Annotated in this window: 18 protein-coding genes; 8 read left to right on the top strand and 10 right to left on the bottom strand. The window is 46.3% G+C overall.

The window, feature by feature from the left end; genetic code table 11:
* Positions 1–31: 31 nt before the first annotated feature.
* Genes dxs through xseB form a run of 3 tightly spaced genes read right to left on the bottom strand, consistent with a single transcriptional unit; the run spans position 32 to position 3045 of the window.
* Entirely contained in the window at positions 32–1900 is a 1869-nt protein-coding gene (gene dxs, locus IEY09_RS10645; protein ID WP_055647999.1) for a 1-deoxy-D-xylulose-5-phosphate synthase, read from the bottom strand.
* Between the two features lie 21 nt (positions 1901–1921).
* Entirely contained in the window at positions 1922–2803 is an 882-nt protein-coding gene (gene ispA / locus IEY09_RS10650; RefSeq protein WP_069454565.1) for a (2E,6E)-farnesyl diphosphate synthase, read from the bottom strand.
* Between the two features lie 2 nt (positions 2804–2805).
* Positions 2806–3045, bottom strand: coding sequence for an exodeoxyribonuclease VII small subunit (gene xseB, locus IEY09_RS10655; RefSeq protein ID WP_011623480.1), 240 nt, complete (start codon positions 3043–3045; stop codon positions 2806–2808).
* 314 nt (positions 3046–3359) lie between these two features.
* Here xseB and pomA point away from each other — a divergent pair, with 314 nt between their 5' ends.
* The 3 genes from pomA to thiI all read left to right on the top strand — a co-directional run bounded on the left by pomA (position 3360) and on the right by thiI (position 6699).
* A complete protein-coding gene (pomA, locus tag IEY09_RS10660; protein WP_188871000.1) occupies positions 3360–4127 on the top strand; it encodes a flagellar motor protein PomA in 768 nt (255 codons plus the stop codon).
* Between the two features lie 3 nt (positions 4128–4130).
* A complete protein-coding gene (locus IEY09_RS10665; protein ID WP_188871002.1) occupies positions 4131–5051 on the top strand; it encodes a flagellar motor protein MotB in 921 nt (306 codons plus the stop codon).
* A gap of 193 nt (positions 5052–5244) precedes the next feature.
* Positions 5245–6699: a tRNA uracil 4-sulfurtransferase ThiI gene (thiI, locus tag IEY09_RS10670; protein WP_037425834.1), complete on the top strand. Its 1455-nt coding sequence runs from the start codon at positions 5245–5247 to the stop codon at positions 6697–6699.
* A 130-nt stretch (positions 6700–6829) separates the two neighbouring features.
* Here the strand turns inward: thiI and IEY09_RS10675 are convergent, their stop codons facing one another.
* On the bottom strand, positions 6830–7063 hold the full coding sequence (locus IEY09_RS10675; protein WP_037416521.1) for a hypothetical protein: 234 nt from the start codon (positions 7061–7063) through the stop codon (positions 6830–6832).
* 176 nt (positions 7064–7239) lie between these two features.
* Between IEY09_RS10675 and IEY09_RS10680 the strand changes: the two genes are divergently transcribed.
* The 4 genes from IEY09_RS10680 (at position 7240) to rlmM (ending at position 10522) form a co-directional block, all read left to right on the top strand.
* Positions 7240–8151 carry a transcriptional regulator GcvA gene (locus IEY09_RS10680; protein WP_037416523.1) on the top strand — a complete coding sequence of 304 codons (912 nt, stop codon included), beginning with the start codon at positions 7240–7242 and terminating at the stop codon, positions 8149–8151.
* On the top strand, positions 8132–8797 hold the full coding sequence (locus IEY09_RS10685) for an alpha/beta fold hydrolase (RefSeq protein ID WP_037425829.1): 666 nt from the start codon (positions 8132–8134) through the stop codon (positions 8795–8797). Before IEY09_RS10680 ends, IEY09_RS10685 begins: the two co-directional genes overlap by 20 nt.
* A 93-nt stretch (positions 8798–8890) precedes the next feature.
* Entirely contained in the window at positions 8891–9283 is a 393-nt protein-coding gene (locus IEY09_RS10690) for a DUF423 domain-containing protein (protein WP_037416529.1), read from the top strand.
* 153 nt (positions 9284–9436) lie between these two features.
* Complete coding sequence (gene rlmM, locus IEY09_RS10695) at positions 9437–10522, top strand: 23S rRNA (cytidine(2498)-2'-O)-methyltransferase RlmM (protein ID WP_037416532.1); 1086 nt, start codon at positions 9437–9439, stop codon at positions 10520–10522.
* A gap of 131 nt (positions 10523–10653) precedes the next feature.
* On the opposite strand, the gene IEY09_RS10700 is transcribed toward rlmM, so the two are convergent.
* Positions 10654–11664 (bottom strand): isocitrate dehydrogenase, encoded by a 1011-nt coding sequence (locus IEY09_RS10700; RefSeq protein ID WP_037416541.1) that lies wholly within the window; start codon positions 11662–11664, stop codon positions 10654–10656.
* A 254-nt stretch (positions 11665–11918) separates the two neighbouring features.
* On the opposite strand from IEY09_RS10700, the gene IEY09_RS10705 reads away from it, so the two are divergent.
* A complete protein-coding gene (locus IEY09_RS10705) occupies positions 11919–14735 on the top strand; it encodes a S9 family peptidase (protein WP_188871004.1) in 2817 nt (938 codons plus the stop codon).
* Between the two features lie 456 nt (positions 14736–15191).
* Here IEY09_RS10705 and IEY09_RS10710 read toward each other — a convergent pair whose 3' ends face one another.
* The 5 genes from IEY09_RS10710 to IEY09_RS10730 form a co-directional block, all read right to left on the bottom strand.
* Positions 15192–15623, bottom strand: coding sequence for a ribonuclease E inhibitor RraB (locus IEY09_RS10710; RefSeq protein WP_229777861.1), 432 nt, complete (start codon positions 15621–15623; stop codon positions 15192–15194).
* 876 nt (positions 15624–16499) lie between these two features.
* On the bottom strand, positions 16500–16928 hold the full coding sequence (locus IEY09_RS10715; protein ID WP_037416564.1) for a DUF3192 domain-containing protein: 429 nt from the start codon (positions 16926–16928) through the stop codon (positions 16500–16502).
* 110 nt (positions 16929–17038) lie between these two features.
* The gene (xni, locus tag IEY09_RS10720) at positions 17039–17821 is read right to left on the bottom strand and encodes a flap endonuclease Xni (RefSeq protein WP_144375540.1); all 783 of its coding nucleotides are present in this window, start codon (positions 17819–17821) and stop codon (positions 17039–17041) included.
* A gap of 14 nt (positions 17822–17835) precedes the next feature.
* Complete coding sequence (gene ppnN / locus IEY09_RS10725; protein ID WP_188871006.1) at positions 17836–19191, bottom strand: nucleotide 5'-monophosphate nucleosidase PpnN; 1356 nt, start codon at positions 19189–19191, stop codon at positions 17836–17838.
* Between the two features lie 56 nt (positions 19192–19247).
* Positions 19248–20804, bottom strand: a complete 1557-nt coding sequence (locus IEY09_RS10730) for a GGDEF domain-containing protein (protein ID WP_037416573.1) — start codon at positions 20802–20804, stop codon at positions 19248–19250.
* Positions 20805–20907 lie beyond the last annotated feature (103 nt).

Genomic DNA, 20907 nt, shown 5'->3' on the forward strand with positions numbered 1-20907 from the left:
TGTCATAAACAGGGAGCAAGCTCCCTTGAGCTTAATTGGCAAGATAGGCATTAATCTGCGCTAACATGCCTTCGGCATCGAGTTGTAAGTCATGGATCACTTCTTCTGGTGATCCATGTTTAATAAACTCATCGGGCAAGCCAATTTGTAGTACAGGTTTAGGCATTTTAAGCTTTTGCAGAAGCTCTAGCACACCTGAGCCAGCACCGCCCATAATGGCGTTTTCTTCAACTGTGACGAGCACATCGTGGGTTTGCGCCATCTCTTTGACTAAATCCACATCCAGCGGTTTCACAAAGCGCATATCGACCACTGTTGCATCTAAACTCTCTGCGGCAGTGAGTGCTGCGGCTAAGGTAGTCCCGAAGTTAAGCATCGCGATACGTTTGCCTAAACGCTTAATCACCCCTTTACCAATAGGCAGCGCCGTCATGGCTTCAACTTGAGTCGCACCTGTTGCACTACCTCTTGGATAGCGTACCGCGCTTGGGCCTGCATCATAGCAATATCCGGTATACAGCATCTGGCGACATTCATTTTCATCCGATGGTGCCATAATCACCATATTTGGAATACAGCGCATAAAGCTTAAATCAAACGCCCCTTGATGGGTTGGGCCGTCGGCACCGACAATACCTCCACGATCAATGGCAAATAGTACGGGTAAACGCTGCAATGCGACGTCGTGGATCAGCTGATCATAGCCGCGTTGTAAGAAGGTCGAATAGATTGCGACCACAGGTTTATAGCCCTCACAGGCAAACCCTGCACCTAAGGTCACCGCATGTTGCTCGGCAATGGCTGCATCAAAATATTGTTTTGGGAAGCGCTGCGAGAACTCCACCATACCCGACCCTTCACGCATGGCAGGGGTAATGCCTAAGACTTTTTCATCCTGCTCAGCGATATCACATAACCATTTGCCAAACACTTGGGAGAAGGTTGGTAGTCCCGGCTTAGTCGCTGGCTTCTTAAACTGTGATGGGTCAAATTTAGGGACGGCGTGCCAACCGATAGGATCTTTTTCTGCTGGCTCATAACCGCGACCTTTTTTGGTCATAATGTGTAGCACTTGTGGCCCCTTGAGATTGCGCATATTGCGCAGGGTTTCCACTAGGGCATCGACATCGTGGCCATCGATAGGGCCGATATAGTTAAAGCCTAACTCTTCAAACAGTGTGCCAGGAACCACCATGCCTTTGAGGTGTTCTTCGGTGCGCTTGGCCATTTCTTTGATAACAGGCATGCCCTTGAGCACTTTCTTGCTGCTTTCACGAATCGTGGTGTAGAAGCGGCCTGACATCAATTGGGCTAAGTGATTGTTGAGTGCGCCGACATTTTCTGAAATCGACATTTCATTATCGTTTAGCACCATCAGCATATCATTGTGCAAATCACCCGCGTGGTTCATTGCCTCGAACACCATGCCGCCTGTCATTGCACCATCGCCAATCACGGCAACCACTTTACGGCCTGCCTGTTCTTTTTCGGCTGCAACGGCCATGGCTAATGCGGCACTGATGGAGGTGCCTGAGTGGCCTACGCTAAAGGTGTCATATTCACTTTCTTCCCGCCAAGGGAAGGGGTGTAAACCGTTCTTTTGCCTAATGGTGTGCATTCTATCGCGGCGACCAGTGAGGATTTTATGGGGATAGGCTTGGTGACCAACATCCCAAATCAAACGGTCAAACGGGGTGTTATAGACATAATGCAGGGCAACAGTCAGCTCGACAGTGCCAAGCCCAGAGGCAAAATGTCCGCTGGACATGCCAACGGACTTAAGAAGGAACTCCCGCAACTCATCGGCCAATTGAGGTAATAGGGCCTGTGGAAGCTGGCGGAGTTCATTAGGTGTGTTGGCCTGTGCCAACACCGGAAACTGAGAAATGTCCAAACTCATAGCGAGATACTTCGTCTCTTTTTATATTCTTCGCTCAATAATATAGCGGGCGAAGTCTGCAATTAACTGGCTATTGTATGGCAATTTAGCCAGCGCTGATAGTGCCTCTTGGATCAGTTGCGCGGCGGTATCTTTTGCGCCTTGCAGTCCAAGTAGTTGCGGAAAAGTACTCTTATTTGACTCGGCATCTGAGCCTTGAGGTTTGCCGAGTTCTTCCGTGGTGGCAATAATGTCCAGAATATCGTCTTGGACTTGGAAGGCAAGTCCTACGGCATGGGCAAATTCCATCATAGTCTGATATTGATCTTTTGGCGCGTTCGCGGCAATCAAGGCTAACTCAACGGCGCAGCTGATCAGCGCCCCTGTTTTCATATTATGAAGTTGAGTTAATGCTTTAAGATCAATGTGCTTATCGGTGGAGGCTAAGTCGATGGCTTGACCGCCGCACATCCCCCGATAACCAGAGGCTTTTGCCAATGCTCTGACCATAGCGATATGTTGCTCGCTGGTAATCCCTGGCACGGCTTCAGTCACAATCTCAAAAGCTAAGGTTTGTAGTGCATCCCCAGCAAGAATTGCGGTGGCTTCATCGAAAGCGATATGCACTGTGGGTTGACCACGGCGAAGTGCATCATCATCCATAGCGGGTAAATCGTCATGGATTAACGAATAGGCGTGGATGCATTCAATCGCGGCGGCGCAGGCATCGAGTTTTTCAAGTGCTACACCAAACATTTGCCCGACACTGTAAACCAAGAAGGGACGAATGCGTTTTCCCCCTAAAAGGGCGCCATGGGTCATCGCGGCTTTTAACTGAGGAGCTGTATCTTCGAGTGTACTAAAACGTTGTTTTAATTGGTTATCAACTCGTAGTTGATATTCTTTTATTGCATTGACTAACACGCTTATTCGCCCTCAACGGCATAGGGAGAGAGGGGCGCATTTTCATCCTGCTTGAGTAAAATGGCCACTTTTTGCTGAGCTTGTTCAAGTTTTGCCTGGCTGTTACGCACCAGATTGATGCCTCGTTCAAATTGTTTTAACGCATCATCGAGAGAGACATCGCCCTGCTCTAACTCAGCAACGATGCGCTCGAGTTCACCAAGGGATTCTTCAAAACTGAGATTTTCGGGTTTCTTTGCCACGTTAATAATTCCTTTGAAAGAGCGGACACAAGGTATATCAGGGCGGCTCAAGGGTCAAATTCAGTCGATGGATATTTGCTCGATAGCACGCTTTGTTGCTGAATTTTTTTCAGAAAATAGAAATTGCCACTAAACTTGCTTAGAGCTTGTCCGATAAATGACAATAGTAGCATTATGCTTATAATCATCTTAAGACATCATAAAATAAGGCTTGGGTTAAGACCAAAGTGTTAACCGTTGACGGATGACATTTAGTGTTATTTTGCCAATAGAGTCAGTATCATGTCGTTTATACAGAATATTGAGGAGCCGTTGTGGATTTAGCTACAGTTATTGGACTAGTCGGGGGCTTTGGTTTTATCCTTTGGGCCATGGTAACCAGCGGCGGCATTGCCATTTTTATCGACGTCCCCTCTGTTTTTATCGTATTCGGTGGTTCCTTCTTCGTCGTGATGATGAAATTCAATCTCAAACAGTTTTTAGGGGCGGTAAAAATCGCGGTCAAAGCCTTTATGTTTAAGATTGATAAGCCTGAAGATCTTATCGAACAATCCGTCACTATGGCCGATGCCGCCCGTAAAGGCGGATTCCTAGCCCTTGAAGAAGCGCAAATTTCCAATAGTTTTATGCAAAAAGCCGTCGATATGTTGGTCGATGGTCACGATGGTGAAGTGGTGCGCGCCGCACTTGAAAAAGACATTGCCCTTACCGAAGAGCGCCATCGCAACGGCATTGCGATTTTTAGGGCCTTTGGTGACGTCGGCCCTGCGATGGGGATGATTGGTACCTTAGTGGGCTTGGTGGCTATGTTATCCAACATGTCAGATCCTAAATCGATTGGTCCTTCCATGGCGGTGGCCTTGTTAACGACGCTGTACGGTGCCGTGGTCGCCAACATGGTGTGTATTCCCATTGCCGATAAATTGAGCTTGCGCATGGGCGAAGAGATGCTTAACCGCAATCTGATTATGGATGCGGTATTGGCGATTCAAGATGGCCAAAACCCGCGGGTGATTGAAGGTTTCTTAAAAAATTATCTTGCTGAAAAACAGCGGAAAATCGATACAACGGACGGAGAGTAGCCCATGGCTAAGTGCAACTGTCCACCGCCCGGAGCGCCGCTCTGGTTGGCAACATTTGCCGATTTGATGTCCCTCTTGATGTGTTTCTTCGTGCTGCTGCTGTCATTCTCCGAAATGGACGTGATGAAATTTAAGCAGATTGCAGGCTCGATGAAGTATGCCTTCGGGGTACAAAATAAGGTCGAAGTCAAAGATATTCCTAAGGGGACGTCTGTGATTGCGTTGGAGTTTCGTCCTGGCCGTCCCGATCCCACACCGATTGAAATCATTAACCAACAAACCAACGAAATGACCGAACCCACGTTGGATTTCCAAGCGGGTGAAGACGATAGCGCGGGTGGTGTGCAGCAGCAAAATGGTTCGCAGCGGGGCGGTGAAGCAACCGCTACGGCCCAAGAAACGGCGGATGCAGTGAAGGCCGAAGCCGCAGCGGCGCAGGATAAAATTAATCAACAAGTGAAAAAAATGGCGCAGGAGCTCAATAAAGAGATCACCGATGGCGCCATTGAAATCGAGTCACTTGGGCAGCAAATCATTATCCGTATTCGTGAAAAGGGGTCATTTGCGTCTGGTTCGGGGTTCTTGCAACCGAGATTTAAGCCTGTAGTGCGTTCTGTTGGTGAGTTGCTCAAGGATGTGCCAGGGATTGTTACCGTATCCGGTTACACCGACGATATGCAGATAAGCGATGAGCTCTACAGCTCGAACTGGGATCTCTCCAGCAAACGCGCTGTGGCGGTGGCCGATGTGCTGCTGCAAGTAAAGGGTTTTGATCCCAAGCGGATGAAAGTTGTCGGTATGGCGTCGAATAATCCCATTGTGCCTAATGACTCACCTGAAAACCGCGCACGAAATCGCCGCGTTGAGATTGCTATTGAGCAGGGTAAGGCAAAAGAATCTCAGGAAATTCAAGTAGGGAATTAGCGTTAAGCTTGAATAAAACGCCGTGAATGTTTCACGGCGTTTTTCTATGTGATTTTTTTGACTTGTGCATAAGCGCACGCCACGAGCAGTCCGTGTGTGGAAACAGGTGCGCCAATTGCCGTGAGTTTGTTATAATCCGGCGATTATTCTTTTAACCAATTTTGCTGTTTACAAAATTGCCCGCGGAAATCCCATGAAGTTTATTGTAAAGCTGTACCCAGAAATCATGATGAAGAGCAAGCCCGTGCGCATGCGCTTCACCAAAATGCTTGAAACCAACATCCGTAACGTGCTCAAAAAAGTTGATGAAGATGCTAAAGTGCAACGTCAATGGGACCGTATTTGGGTAAAGGTGCCAAATGATAAACCTGAATTAGCTCAGGCCTTTGGTGAGCGTTTAGCTTGTATCCCTGGGATCGCCCACGTAGTGCAAGTGGATGAATACAGCTTTACCTCTGTGGATGATATTTATCAGCAAGTGTTGCCCGTTTATCGCGACCAAATTGCCGGCAAAACCTTCTGTGTACGCGTCAAGCGCACTGGTAATCACGATTTTAACTCTATTGAAGTAGAGCGTTATGTCGGTGGTGGCTTAAACCAGTTTACCGATGCGATTGGCGTGCGCTTAAAGAACCCCGAAGTCACTGTTAACCTCGAAATCGAGGGCGATAAACTGTATATGGTGACTAAGCGTATCGAAGGCTTAGGCGGTTTCCCAATGGCAACGCAGGAAGATGTGTTGTCGTTAATTTCGGGCGGTTTTGACTCGGGCGTATCGAGTTATCAATTTATTAAGAAGGGCGCTCGTACCCATTACTGTTTCTTCAACCTAGGCGGCGCGCAGCATGAGATTGGCGTTAAGCAGGTTGCTTACCATTTGTGGAAAACCTATGGTGAATCCCACAAGGTGAAGTTTGTGTCCGTGCCGTTTGAGCCTGTGGTGGCCGAGATTTTAGAGAAAATCGACAATGGTCAAATGGGCGTGGTGCTCAAACGGATGATGATGCGCACCGCGGCACGTATTGCCGAGCGTATGGGCATTCAGGCGATTGTGACTGGTGAAAGCTTGGGTCAAGTGTCGAGCCAAACCTTAACCAACTTAAACGTGATTGATCGTTGCACCGATATGTTGATTTTGCGTCCGCTGATCACTATGGATAAGCAAGATATTATCAATGAATGCCGTCGTATCGGCACCGAAGATTTTGCTAAGTCTATGCCGGAATATTGCGGGGTGATTTCACAAAAGCCGACTGTTAAAGCGGTACTGGCTAAGGTGGAAGCGGAAGAGACGAAATTCTCTGAGGATTTGATTGACCGTATCGTAGAGCAAGCCGTGGCCATTGATATCCGGGAGATAGCAGAACAAATGAATACCCGTATCACTGAAACTGAGACCGTTGTTGCTATCGACACCAATGAAGTGGTGATTGATATTCGCGCCCCAGAGGAAGAAGAGAATAAACCGCTGGAGATTGAAGGCGTGGAAATCAAGCGCATTCCTTTCTTCAAATTAGCGACTCAGTTTGCCGATCTCGATAAGCAAAAGACTTACCTGCTGTACTGTGAGCGTGGCGTGATGAGTAAATTACAGGCACTTTACCTGATTGAGCAAGGTTATCACAATGTTAAGGTTTACCGCCCTTAAGCGATAACCAGCAAAGTGTATGCAAGGTCAAGCCTCGGGTTTGACCTTGATATGCAGCAATCTACGGGATTATGAATACAAAAAAGCCGCATTGGAATGCGGCTTTTATGTTATTGCGAAGCAGTGCAATTTACTCGGTTTTGACCACTTGCTGTGCTGGTAACACCTCATCGGCAATCAATAAGGTGGGATCTTGCAGCGCTTCTTGGTGCATTTTTTCCATCGTTGCCGTCAGTTCGGCATTGATACTTGTTTGTAAATCACTGGTGTCGATAATAATTTCAGCATTGATAACATTAGCGTAGACATTGGCACTGAGTGCGCTGACTAACACTAACGCAAAAGCAGATTTTAAATTGAACATAGTCGCCTCCGGGCTGACAAAGTATTGCTGTCAGACATTCCCATCACCCGTTCGAGATTGTCCAACTCATGTGTTTCGTTGGCGCAAAATTTAATCAAAAATGCTGGCCTTTACAAACGATTAAATGTAACAATACGGATTAGAAAAACTAATTAAAAATTGAGATAGAGATCACTATGTCAAGACGCTTACCACCACTGAATGCGGTTAAAGCATTTGAGGCCGCCGCACGGCATTTGAGCTTTACTCGAGCGGCTGAAGAATTGTTTGTGACTCAGGCTGCGGTGAGTCATCAAATTAAAGCGCTGGAAGATTTTCTCGGATTAAAATTATTTCGCCGAAAAAATCGTTCACTGCTGCTAACCGAGGAAGGCCAGAGTTATTTTCTCGATATTAAGGACATCTTTATTCAATTGGCTGATGCGACCGATAGGCTGCTCGCACGTAGTGCTATTGGTTCGTTGACCGTGAGCATGTCGCCAAGCTTTGCGATTCAGTGGCTGGTGCCGCGTCTGTCCAAGTTTAGTGAAAAGAATCCTGATATTGACGTACGGATCAAGGCGGTGGACACAGAGGCCAGTTCCTTAACTGACGATGTTGATGTCGCGATCTATTATGGTTTAGGCAATTGGCCTGGGCTGCGGGCCGATAAACTTCGCAATGAAGTGCTTATTCCGGTGTGTTCACCCATGCTGTTAAATGGCCCTAAGCCGCTGTCAAAGCCGGAAGATTTAAAACACCATACATTGCTACACGATATGAGTCGCCACGATTGGCAGGCGTGGTTTAGACAATGCGGTATTACCGATATCAATGTGAACCAAGGTCCAATTTTCAGTCATTCTTCCCTCGTCTTGCAGGCAGCGGCTCATGGTCAAGGTGTGGCGTTAGGTTATAGCGTGTTGGCTCGGCCCGATATTAAGGCGGGACGACTGGTATGCCCATTTCAAGAAGTGCTAGTGAGCAAAGATGCTTACTACCTCGTTTGCCAACAGAATCATGCCGAGCTGGGTAAAGTGGTCGCGTTTCGTGAGTGGATGTTAGATATGTTTGCCGAGGAGTCACGCAGTGAGTTGTTGCCCGGATAATCCGTTGGTAAATGTTGCACTAAGTGCCCATGTGTTAGAAGGTGAACCCTCAGAGATCTTGATTTTATTTGCCCATGGCGCGGGAGCGAATCGAGACTCAGACTTTATGTGCCAAATGGCCGCAGGTCTTGTCGACAAGGGCTTTCAAGTGATGCGTTTTAATTTTCCCTACATGCAGGCTAATGCCATGGATGGTAAAAAGCGACCGCCAGACAGGGCACCAAAGCTGCTTGCCTGTTTTAGCGAGATGCTCGATGTGGCGCACGCTCAGCCTAAGGTTAAGCGGGTGGTCTTGATGGGCAAATCCATGGGCGGACGCATGGCGGCGTTACTGGCTTGTGATAGCGTACAAGCCAGCCGTATCGATAGGGTTATTTGTTTAGGTTATCCCTTTATTCCGCTTAAGGGCGGTGAGCCTAGGTTGGAACCCCTGAACGACTGCCAAGTGCCCGTGTTAGTGCTGCAAGGGGAGCGGGATAAGTTTGGCGGTAAGATGCAAATCTCTAGCTGGCCGCTTAAGCGCGATATCCAAATTGAATACTTAGCCGATGGGGATCATAGTTTTGTCCCAAGAAAGTCGTCAGGTACGACTGAAGCGGCTAACCTTGCACTGGCTGTTGATTTATCAGCAAAATTTATTGGCTAATGTTTCTTCTTGATATGACGTAAAGTGCTCAGAGTCTGGATTAACGGCTCGGGCGTCATCCGTTGTAAAGCCTATTGGTTTTTGGAGGTTAAAATGCGTAAAGGATTGTTGTTACTCGCCGCGGTAAGCGGATTTTTTGCGGTCGCGCTAGGTGCTTTTGGTGCCCACGGTTTAAAAGCCGTGGCGCCCCCAGAGTTGATTGAAGTGTTTAATCTTGGGGTGCAATACCACTTCTACCATACCTTTGCCTTGATTGTGGTTGCTTTTGCGGGGCAGTGGTTAACCTCACGTTTACTCGATTGGGCGGCGTATTTATTTATTGCGGGTATAGTGCTGTTTTCTGGCTCGCTCTACGGTTTGGCGCTGGTCGGCAGCAAATGGTTTGGCCCTATCACGCCGATGGGCGGCGGCTGTTTCCTCTTAGGTTGGTTATTGCTGGCCGCGGCCGTATGGCGCCATAAAGTGGTGGATGGTAACGAGTCATAATGCTTGTATGGCGCAGCCACTGCGCCGTGCGTCCACGCAGCCAATAGCACAAAAGCCCGATAGCAAATCGGGCTTTTGTGTATTGAAATTGCTATACTGGCGCCCAAATCGATAGTCGGCCATGTTTATGGCTTGGATTTCTTAAGGATCTCCATGAAAAACCTATTTTTATTTTGCCGTGCAGGCTATGAGAAAGAATGCGCAGCAGAAATCCAACAGCGAGCGGCTGAGCTCAATGTGGGTGGCTTTGTTAAGGCCAACAATAACGATGCCTATGTGGTATACCAATGTTTTGACGATGATGGCGGCGATACCTTGGCTAAGCAGTTGTCGTTAGATTCGCTGATCTTTGCTCGTCAGATGTTTGCCGCGAGTGAACTGCTAGCCGATTTGCCCGAGTCTGACCGTGTCAGCCCGATTGTGGCAGCGCTCAGTGAGGTGAGTAAAGCGGGCGAGCTGAGGGTTGAAACCCCTGATACCAATGAAGCAAAAGAGCTGTCGGCATTTTGCCGTAAGTTTACTGTGCCTTTACGCCAGCATTTGAAAAAATCCGGTAGTTTACTCGCTCAGGAAAACCCTAAGCGTCCGATTATTCATGTGTGTTTTGTTGGCCCAGGACGCGCCTACGTTGGTTATTCCTTCAGCAACAACAGCTCACCCTATTTTATGGGGATCCCGCGCCTGAAAATGGCCGCCGATGCACCAAGTCGCTCAAGCCTGAAACTCGATGAAGCATTCGCGCAGTTTGTGCCTAAAGAAGCGCAGGAAGAGCGGGTTCGCAGCGGCATGAATGCGGTGGACTTAGGCGCTTGCCCAGGTGGCTGGACCTATCAGTTAGTGCGTCGTGGCATGATGGTCTCCGCGGTCGACAATGGCCCAATGAACGAAAAACTGATGGAAACCGGACAAGTGAAACATTTCCGTGAGGATGGTTTCCGCTTCGAGCCACAGCGTAAAAACATTTATTGGTTAGTGTGTGACATGGTTGAAAAACCGGCGCGTGTAGCCGAGCTGATTGAGGCTTGGGCCATCAATGGCTGGTTTAAAGAAGCCATTTTCAACCTCAAGCTGCCGATGAAGAGCCGTTATAAAGAAGTGATGGCGATTTTGAATACCATGCAGGAAATCCTCAAGGAAAACGGCATCAACGAATTCCAGTTGCAGTGTAAGCACTTATACCATGACCGCGATGAAGTGACGGTGCACTTATGGCTTAAACCTAGCCAGCCTTGGAACTAATCTACGGTTTTTTACCGTTCTGTTAGTGAGTGAAGCCCCAAGTAATGTTTGGGGCTTTTTATTTGGCTGTTCTGCTAGGGCGGCCATAAAAAACGCACCCTAAGGTGCGTTTTTTGTTTCGCGCAAAGCGATTATGACAGGCGGTCAAGCACCGCTTGAGTGAAGTCAGTCGTACCGTGGGTGCCGCCTAAATCGCGAGTCGTACGGTCGCCTTCTTCAATCACTGCCGATACGGCTTTACGGATCATGTCGGCTTTATCAGCCATGCCTAAGTATTCCAGCATTTGGATAGAGGCTAAGATCACAGAGGTTGGGTTAGCGAGGTTTTTACCTGCGATATCTGGCGCGCTGCCGTGAACCGCTTCGAAAATCGCTGCATCACGGCCAATGTTGGCGCCGGGTGCCATACCTAAACCACCGACTAAACCGGCACACAGATCCGACAGAATGTCACCAAACAGGTTGGTGGTCACGATGACGTCGAAGTTTTCTGGGTTCATCACTAGCTTCATGCAAGTCGCATCGACGATCATTTCTTCAGTTTTGATGTCTGGGTAGCGTTGGCTTACTTCACGGGCCACTTTCAGGAACAGACCTGAAGTTGACTTCATGATGTTTGCTTTGTGCACGATAGTGACTTTCTTGCGGTTTTCTTTACGGGCCAGTTCGTAGGCGAAGGTCGCGATTTGCTCAGCGCCTTGGCGAGTGACGATACTGGTCGCTTCTGCGGTGCTGCCGTCTTCAGAAACCTTCTGACCGTGGCCTGAGTACATGCCTTCGGTGTTTTCACGCACTGTGATGATATCAATGTTTTCATAACGGGCTTGAGTGCCTTTGAAAGACAACACCGGACGCACGTTCGCGTACAGGCCGAATTTCTTACGTAATGTCACGTTGATAGAGGTGAAGCCTTCGCCTACTGGTGTCGTCAGCGGGCCTTTTAGGGTGATGCGGTTTTTTTCGATCAGTTCTAAAGTACGCTGCGGAAGTAGTTCGCCTTGCTTCTCGAGAGCGGTTAAGCCTGCATCGGCAAATTCATATTCAAAATCACAACCTGCTTTATCAAGAATTTTTAAGGCTGAATCAATAATACTTGGGCCAATTCCATCACCTGGAATTACGGTTATCGTTCTTTTTGACATGGAGAAGTCCTTCCACGGTTCGTCGTTACTGCAATTGTCCGACCCGGGATCAGCCGGGTAACATGACTATGAATTTGGTATTTTTTCTCCCTATTATTTTAACCGTGTTTGGTCAAACTTCACAGGAATTAGTGAGCAATATCACGATTTTTTATTGGGTAAAACTTGTAAAAATACTGGGTTATAACGATGATGGAGAGCCAATGGTTAAAAAAGTCTACTTTAGTCTAACAACTACATAAAAGAGGAAGACATTGAAGTTATTACCTATCACATCGCTAGTGCTGTTATCCCTCGGAATATTGCCGCATGCCCATGCTGAAACTAGCACTAAACCGCTTACCCTGACCGACATTATGCATTTTGAGTCCCTCGAAAAGCCCGTTATCGCTGACAATGGTCAAGTGCTGGCGGTTGAGGTGGCGCCGGATCGTGGCGATAGCCATGGTTTAATTAAAAATCTGCAATCAGGAAAAGACTTTCAGATTGAAGGCGGCTCAGACCCTATCGTGAGTCACACAGGCCGTTATGTAGCGATGGCGGTTAAGCCTAGTTTGCTTAAAGTTGAAACCAGCGATACTAAAGCTAAGAAAAAGCTTAAGGCCGATATGGTGTTGCTCGATACCCAAACGGGCACGCAAACCAAATTTGAACGGGTAAAAGAATTTGTCTTTAGTGACGATGGCGCGCATTTAGCCATTTGGTTTGAAGTCGACGAAGAGGCCAAGAAAGACGCCAAAGAGAAGAGCGAAGGCATCGAAGATAAGCCCAAAGCCGAAAAGGTGAAGATTGATAAGTTCGACCAAGGCCGTCGTTTTAGCTTAGTGAATCTATCTTCGCCTTCGCAGCGGGTGGATCTGGAGCATGTGACCGCCTATCAGTTTGATAAAGACAGTCGCCGCTTGGCCGTCACGGTTAATGATATCGAAGCAAAGCAACATCAATTACAACTAATTGATTTGAAAAACTACAAAAAATCAACGGTATTTGAGTCTCAAACCCAACAAATAGGCGCGCTAGCACTTTCAAAAAATGGTCGCTGGCTGGCCTTTACTCAGGGGGATGCGAGTGAATTACCCTATGGCCGCAGCTATCAGTTAAGCCTAGTCGATATCGCTTCGGGCAAAATTCGCCCTGTGCCAAACACTAAAGAGTGGACGTTAAATCGTTACGCCAGTTTAAACTTTTCATTAGACAGTGAACGGCTCTTCTTTGGCCGTGTGCCTGAGGTGAGCCAACAGCTCAGCCTGAAGAAAATCGCCGAAGAAAAAGATCTTTATGATAAAGAGATTGTGACTGGCCAGCGCGGGCTTAAGGTTTGGCATGGGGAAGATCCGCGGATTAAACCCCATGAAATCAAGCAATATGAAGCAGAGCAAAAGCGTACTTATTTAGCCGTGCTGCATTTAGGCTCTAACAATGTGGTGCAGCTTGGCGATAAAACGGTGCCAGATGTGGCCCTGTCACAGCATAAGCGTTTTATGCTGGCAAGTTCTGACTTACCCTATCGCAAGATGATCACTTGGGCAGGGTTCTATCAAGATTATTACTTGGTGGATATCAACACGGGTCGCAAGTTGCCGCTGTTAACCCAACAATCCAGTGATGCTGAGCCAAGCTTATCGGGCGACGGTAAATATGTGGCCTATTATCAGCAAGGTCATGTGTATTTATACGATATTGCCGAAGGTCGCCGCACTAATCTGACCCAGTCTTTAAAGGTGAGTTTTGCCGATGAAGATCATGATTCTCCCTCCAATGCGCCGGGTTATGGTTTTGGCCCTTGGCTTAAGGACGATGCCGGCTTCCTCGTCTACGATAAATTCGATGTGTGGCAGTTTAATACCGCATCGAAAACGGGCTTTGCCTTAACAGCAGGGCAGGGACGCGCTCAAAAAATTCAATATCGTGTTGAAGGTTTAGTCGATAATCCCGATGAGCCAACGACGCTTGCCTATAACGCTACTGTGCTGCTGCATGGTTACAGCGACAAGACTAAGGCCGATGGTTTTTATCAAGCGACCCTTGGCGAAGCGGGCGTTAAGACCCTGATGGAAGGCGAGTATAAATTAACTGTGCTTGGGCGCAGTAAAGATGCCGATACCTTGGTGTTTTCTAAGGAGCGATTTGATCTCTTCCCCGATTTATACACTGCAAGCTATCAAGCACCACAACAAGCAGTGAAGCAAACCGATTTTGATAAGCAGCGCCAAGCTTTTAATTGGAGCCAAGCTGAATTAGTGCATTGGATCAATGGTGATGGTAAACCCCTCGATGGTGTGTTGATAAAACCGACCAACTATCAAGCGGGCGAGCGTTATCCTGTGCTGGTGTACTACTATGAATTGATGACCGACAGACTGCATGCCTTTCCGCAAATGAAGGTTAACCACAGACCCAACTTTGCTTGGTATGTGAATAATGGTTACGCGGTATTCTTGCCGGATATTCGTTTCGATATCGGTTATCCCGGTGCCAGCTCAGTACAAACATTGACCTCGGGTGTGCAAAAGCTTATCGATATGGGCGTTGCCGATGCTAACGCCATTGGTTTACAAGGGCATTCTTGGAGTGGTTATCAAACGGCGTTTGCCATCACCCAAACTAAGATGTTTAAAGCCGCGGTGGCGGGGGCGCCAGTGGCCAACATGACCAGCGCCTACAGCGGTATTCGCCATGGCACCGGCATTGCACGCCAATTCCAATACGAAACAGGCCAAAGCCGCATAGGTGCAAGTTTATTTGCAGCGCCACAAAAATACATTGAGAACTCGCCCGTGTTTTATGCCGATCGCATTCAAACGCCGTTGATGATCATGTTTGGCGATAAAGACGATGCGGTGCCCTGGGAGCAAGGTGTTGAAATGTACTTGGCCATGCGCCGTGCGGGTAAAGATGTGGTGTTTTTACAATACGAAGATGAGCCACATCATCTGAAGAAATACCCTAATAAACTCGATTACAGCATTCGGATGATGGAATACTTCGACCATTACCTAAAAGGTAAACCCGCACCAGCTTGGTTAAGCCAAGGCGAAGCCTATGTCGAATATAAAGCCGATGATGAGTAATCTTCTGTTTTAGGTTTATCTATAAGCAAACGCCACCATAAGGTGGCGTTTTTTATGCTGCAAAGGAAGTTAGAGTTAATTAATATCATCTAATTAAAGTTGCGATTCATAAGCTTTGGGACAAAAGCTTGCTAGATTATTCCCCCTTCTTAGCCTGATTTGGATTAGCTCTTCTAATAGCAATGCTTCGTTTGGCAACAAACCAACCAACACTCAATATCTCCAGTCTAAATACGGATAACAGGGGCATGGTAGGGATTTTAGCGGCTCGCGTGAATCAGTCTGGTGTAGAGTGATTCATGAGCTCACTTTGGGATATAAATGAGTTATCTCAATAACTCTAACTCGTTAAATTCGGATTAAAATATCTATGGATTTATCTTTTGCAAAATAGTAAGAGCCGCAACGAGGCCAAGTGAGCTATAGCAGACGGTTGGGCAACTTATATTAGATGCACTATTGCTTCATAGGTCCAACATCCATTCCATCGTAGCTATCCAAAGCATACTTATTTGCAAAGATGTATAGTTCATCGTTTCTTTTATCTAGTGTCTTAGGTGAATGAATTTCAACCTTTTCTACATGTAACCAATAGATATCTGGCTCATTAGGATCATCTTTATCAGACAAGTATATATCTACGTATTTATATCCTTGTTTTATTAATTCTTCGGCTGCTTGCTCTAATTTCTGTGGCTCGTGATGTGTAAAGAAATACCCCCAGAGCATGGGGCCAGATATATTCCATGATGTTTCATTTTTTATGTTCTGGAACATTTCGTTTAAGGAATCAAGTGTTATTTTTTTCCCAGGGATATCTCTCATATCTGCCCCATATGCATATGAATTGGCAATTATCAAACCTAGTAGGAATGTTCTAATATTCATTTTTCTTCTAACATTTTATCTGTGCGCATGCGCGATAATGGTTAACGTTGTTGGACCAACACAGTTAACTATCTGTATTGTAATGAACTTATCAGCTTCCGATTAAATATACCATCTGGGAAAACGCGAATGCACGTTTTCAAAACCAATTAACTAATCCATGTCTCTAGTAATTATTTGATTTTAAATATTATTTTTCAATAAGACAAGCTAATGGGCGAAGGCGCGTAATGGGGGGGATGCTCATGAACCAGACTAGGCAAGTCTGATTCACTGTAACGATTTTTAAAATCTCTCATGGGCAGGTCATACTTTTTGGTATTCATTACTTTATGTATCTCAAACTATCAGACTAAGCAAGAGCTAGCCTTCTAGCCGTAGCAAGCTTTGGGGCAATAGCTTTTTAGCTAAACGAGCAGCGAGAGGGTTGGTTAAGATTGGCATTGTTGCACCAGTGACCTTCTAAAACATGGATGTTTTAGTAGAGCCCTCAGGGATGAGTTTATGGCGTGTCACAGGGGAAACAATGACAATTCACTCAGTACACCTAATGATCAAGCTATCTTGCTTTAGGGCAATTGCTTTTTAGCTGAACGACCGCTAGAGGGATAGTTAGGATTGGCATTGTTGTACCTGTGACCTTTTAAAACATCTAGGTTTTAGTCGAGCCTCAGGGACGATTTTTATTAACTTAAAGGGTGGCGTGTCACAGGGGAAAATGACAATTCATCCTGCACACCTGACAATAAAGTTATCTCGCTTCCAAGCAGTTCTGGAACATAAATGGCAATGTATTGATTTACACTGCCATTTTGGGGGATAGCTTAATAAGCTTTGGATATTTAGCTTAGGGATGATGGTGATATCAGAGCAAAATCAATTTTTGCTTGAGCTTTCGACCTCTTTGGCGGTGCGGCTAACAATATCTGTGCCGGCTTCGAGATACTGTTTATAGGTATCATCGCCCCAGGCCACGAGTTTATTATCTTTAAAAATCAGCGGGGTGCATTCTTCTTTGCTGGTCACGCCATCGGATTTTTCATGGTGAGTACGATAAAAGAGCACTTGTAGCTGGCTATCCTTAAGGGATTTTGCCTCTGTAAAATCGGCCTTACCAAATAGGGTTTTGACGGCGGAAATATCTTGCCCGAGTGTTAAATCGTTTAATTTCTGGCTGTTATAGACTTGCCTATCTTCCCAATCCATTTCATCTGGAGTGGGCTCATATACGAGCACCACTACGGCGACGAAGGCGACATAGGCGGCAAATATGCTACCAATAATAACCGAGGTTTTTGATTTCATTGAATCTAATTCCTTTGCATATCCAATGTGTTATTTGGCAAATGAATAAAATACGCCTTTGATGACCTGAGGTAAACGGCTTTATTGCAACTTAGTGTTAACAAGAGGCGCTAGTCGACGGGTGGCGTATGAATAGGGCTATTGACCCGAAAATCTTTTAAGTTGATGTTTAAGGGTAAATCGGTTTGTAGTTGGGCTAACTTATAACTGAGGCGTGCAATATCTCGGCCTTCTGCTAACTTTTTCGCTTGTTTGGCGCCGAGATTGGACAACGAGGAAAACAGTGTCGCTAAGGTTCTAAAGGTTCGGAGTAACTCGGCGGCCGATTTAGGGCCAATACCTGCGATACCGGGGATTTTATTGCCGCTATCACCCGCAAGAGCCATTAAATCGAGAAATTGGCTGCGATCGACTCCCAGTTTTTGTTCAAGCTCAGCGATGTTGAGATATTGCTGATTAAAGTGATCCCACTGGCTGATCCGCGGATGATTGAGTTGGCTAAAACCTTTATCCGTCGACACAATAATGGCTTCACCTTGGGCTTTGGCGGTTTTCATTGCAAGGGTGGCGATAACATCATCGGCCTCAGCAGCGGCATAAATTGATTGGATTTGTAAACTGTTAAGGTGTTCTTGCAATGCCGTTAAGCCCGCCGCCAGTGGCTCAGGCATAGGTTTACGGCCCTTTTTATAATCAGGGTAGAGCTGTTTACGCCAAGAGATCTCATCCCCATCCCAGACGATAGCGACATGGGTTGGGTGGTGAATGCGCAGCAGTTTAGTGCAGGCGACACTCACACGCTCCGTTAAACTGTCCATATCGTTCTCATCTGGGATCGCCGCATAAATCCGGCGGACTAAGTTGAGACCATCGATAATTAAAAACTTATTCATTGGCGGTTTTTGTTTTACTTCACGATTTGATAGCAGGGAACATAAGCGCTTCCCGGCAGTTTCATCCTATGCTGGGTGACAAAGGCCCCCAGCAAATTATCCATCAACTCCATTAAATGCGGATCCCCTTTAATGTGGAAGGGACCTAATTGCTCAATTTGTTTGATGGTGTCGGATTTTACATTACCCGCTACGATACCCGAAAAGGCTTTGCGCAGGTTGGCTGCAAGCTCCGCTTTGTTGGTTTGAAAATGTAAATTTAAGTTTGCCATTACCTCATGGGTCGGTGTGAAGGGCAGTTGAAATTCTGGCTCAATTTTTAGCCCCCATTGATATTGGTAAGCATCTCCTGTGGCACGGCGATGGTTTTTCACTTGCTCCATGCCTTGCTTCATTACCCGAGCGACTTCGGCAGGATTATCGATAATGATTTGGTATTTTTGTTGTGCTTCAGGCCCTAAGGTAGCAGCAATAAACTCATCAATTTTAATAAAATAATCTGCGCTTTCGCTGGGGCCAGTTAATACCAGTGGGAAGGGCGTTTGTTGGTTTTCTTTATTGAGCAAAATCCCCAGTATATACAGCAGTTCTTCGGCTGTACCCGCACCGCCGGGGAAGATAATAATGCCGTGACCTAAGCGTACAAACGCTTCTAGGCGTTTTTCGATATCGGGCAAGATCACCAGCTCGTTAACGATTTGGTTAGGCGGCTCGGCGGCGATAATACTTGGCTCAGTGAGACCAATATAACGAGCATTTTTAATCCGTTGTTTAGAGTGACCAATCGCTGCGCCCTTCATCGGGCCTTCCATTGCGCCAGGGCCGCAACCAGTGCAAATATCTAATTCCCTTAGGCCGAGTTGATAACCGACTTCACGGGTATATTGGTATTCGATGGCATTAATGCTGTGTCCGCCCCAGCAGACCACTACATTAGGATCCTTCATGGGCGCAATGGCGCGGGCATTACGCAAAATATCAAACACGACGTTAGTAATGTGGCTAGCATTTGTTAAATTGATATGTTTTAGGGTGTCGTATTTGTCGCTGATGTAGAGAATATCTCTGAGCACCGAAAATAAATGCTCTTGGATCCCAGTGATAATTTGGCCATCAACAAAGGCTTGTTCCGGTGGATTGATAAGCTCGAGCTTAACCCCGCGTTCACGTTGCAGTACATTGATGTCGAAGTCGTGATATTGCTCGAATAGTGCTTTAGAATTGTCGGTCTTTAAACCCGCGGCGAGTACCGCGAGTGAGCAGTTACGATACAGTTGATATAGGGCGCTTTTGGCGCTTTTTTTGAGGCGATCAACTTCAAGTTGTGAAAGCTGATCCATGCTGCCCTTAGGGCTGACTTTTACTATCATTTATCACTCCTTCGTATCGACAGGAGTGATAAGAAGCGACGTATAGTCTGACTTAGTTATACGTCAATCACGACCCTGTCTCTGCTTTCATGTTTTGCTTTGTAGAGTGCTGCATCGGCGCGCTCAAAGGTTTCGTGTATGAGCTCATTGCCCATGACTCGTGCAGCCCCTATAGATACTGTAACTGTAATCCGCTGATTTTTAAATTTAAATGGAATATTTTTTACTTTTTCTCTAACTCTGTTTAAAAGTTGAGCTATATCGTTATCGTCAATATCTGGCAAAATGAGCACAAATTCTTCACCGCCGTAGCGGGCGACAAACTCGGTATCCCGTAAAGAATTTTTTAATGCCATGGCGATGACCTGTAGGGTTTTGTCCCCGGTACTGTGGCCAAAACTGTCATTGATGCTCTTAAAGTGATCGATATCTGCAATCGCAATCCATAGTGGAGATTTATGACGTTGGTAATTGCGATACTCAAGCTCCATGCGCTCTTCTAGGGCGGCACGGTTAGGTAATTGAGTTAGGCTGTCCAGCAGATTGAGCTTTTGTTGTTCGAAAAGTCGTTCTTTGTAGGTATTGGCCTCGTTGCTAAGCTCGTTAAGCTCTTTGCGCATGGTTTCCATCGATTTACGCAGTAAGGCTTGCTCGCGTTGTTCTAAGGCTTCTTTGCGGGCGAGTGCGGAGCGAATCGAATTGAGCTGTTCGGTTAAACGTGCTTTGAGGTCGACAATATCGTCGGTATCGATAATGGCTTCACCCACATTATCGACTCGAGAATTGATTTCACGATTAAGCTGGGTTTTGAGTTGGAAACTACGCTGGTTGTGATTATAGGATTCACTAACGACTTCCCGCACTGCTGCTAAGGCATCGTTTAAGGCGTAGAGAAATTCCTGAGAGGCGGATTTTTCCCGTGCAATATTATCGAGCAGCAGGGATAAAATCGTTTGATAAGCCTCCAGTAAATTATCGATTTCAATATCGGATGCTAGCATTTCTTTAATGACAAGCACTTGATCGCGTTGATCTTTACGGAATTCAATTTCCGAGATCATTTGTGCCAACTCATGTGCGAGTTGTCTGTGCTTTGGTAACACATCTAACTTTTCAGTTTCATTAAACTGTTGCTGTAGGATGGTGTCGTAGAAGCCGATAATTTGTTTTACTTTAGGAATGTACTCCCACACCGTATGGAACGGTTTAGCGAGATCTTGCTTAAAGTAGTTAATTTCTTTTTTGAGCTTTTCTGGTACAGAGTTAACCCGTTGAATTTGGCGGACGACCTGTGCAAGCCCTGCGCGACTTTCTTCAAGTTGTACCATTACATGGTGGTATTGGCCTTTTAATAGGCGTTCAACATCGACCAATTCAGGTAGGGCTTCATCGACTCGCTCAAAGGTATTTAAGTTATGGCGAAGTTTGGCAAGCTTATTATCCAATTCTAAGTTTTGACCTTTGCAGGCAAGACTTAAATGACCAATAAATTGGAGTAAAGTTTGTAACTTAGCATTTCTATCTTCATTGACTTCATCGAGGGCAAGTTTTGCCGAATGAAGTTTCTGTTGAAGTAATGCAAGTTGTGTAACAGTCGCGTTGGAATCCTTCATCCGGAGTATTTTCCTAACTCTGCAGGGCTAACAAGCATGACGTCCTCTGTCCAGATTAGCGTTTAACTCATATGCTTCTAATGTTATAACAATGGTCGTAGAG

Origin of the sequence: Shewanella xiamenensis, assembly GCF_014647135.1 — a bacterium.
In the GTDB taxonomy this organism is placed as follows: Bacteria; Pseudomonadota; Gammaproteobacteria; order Enterobacterales; family Shewanellaceae; genus Shewanella; species Shewanella xiamenensis.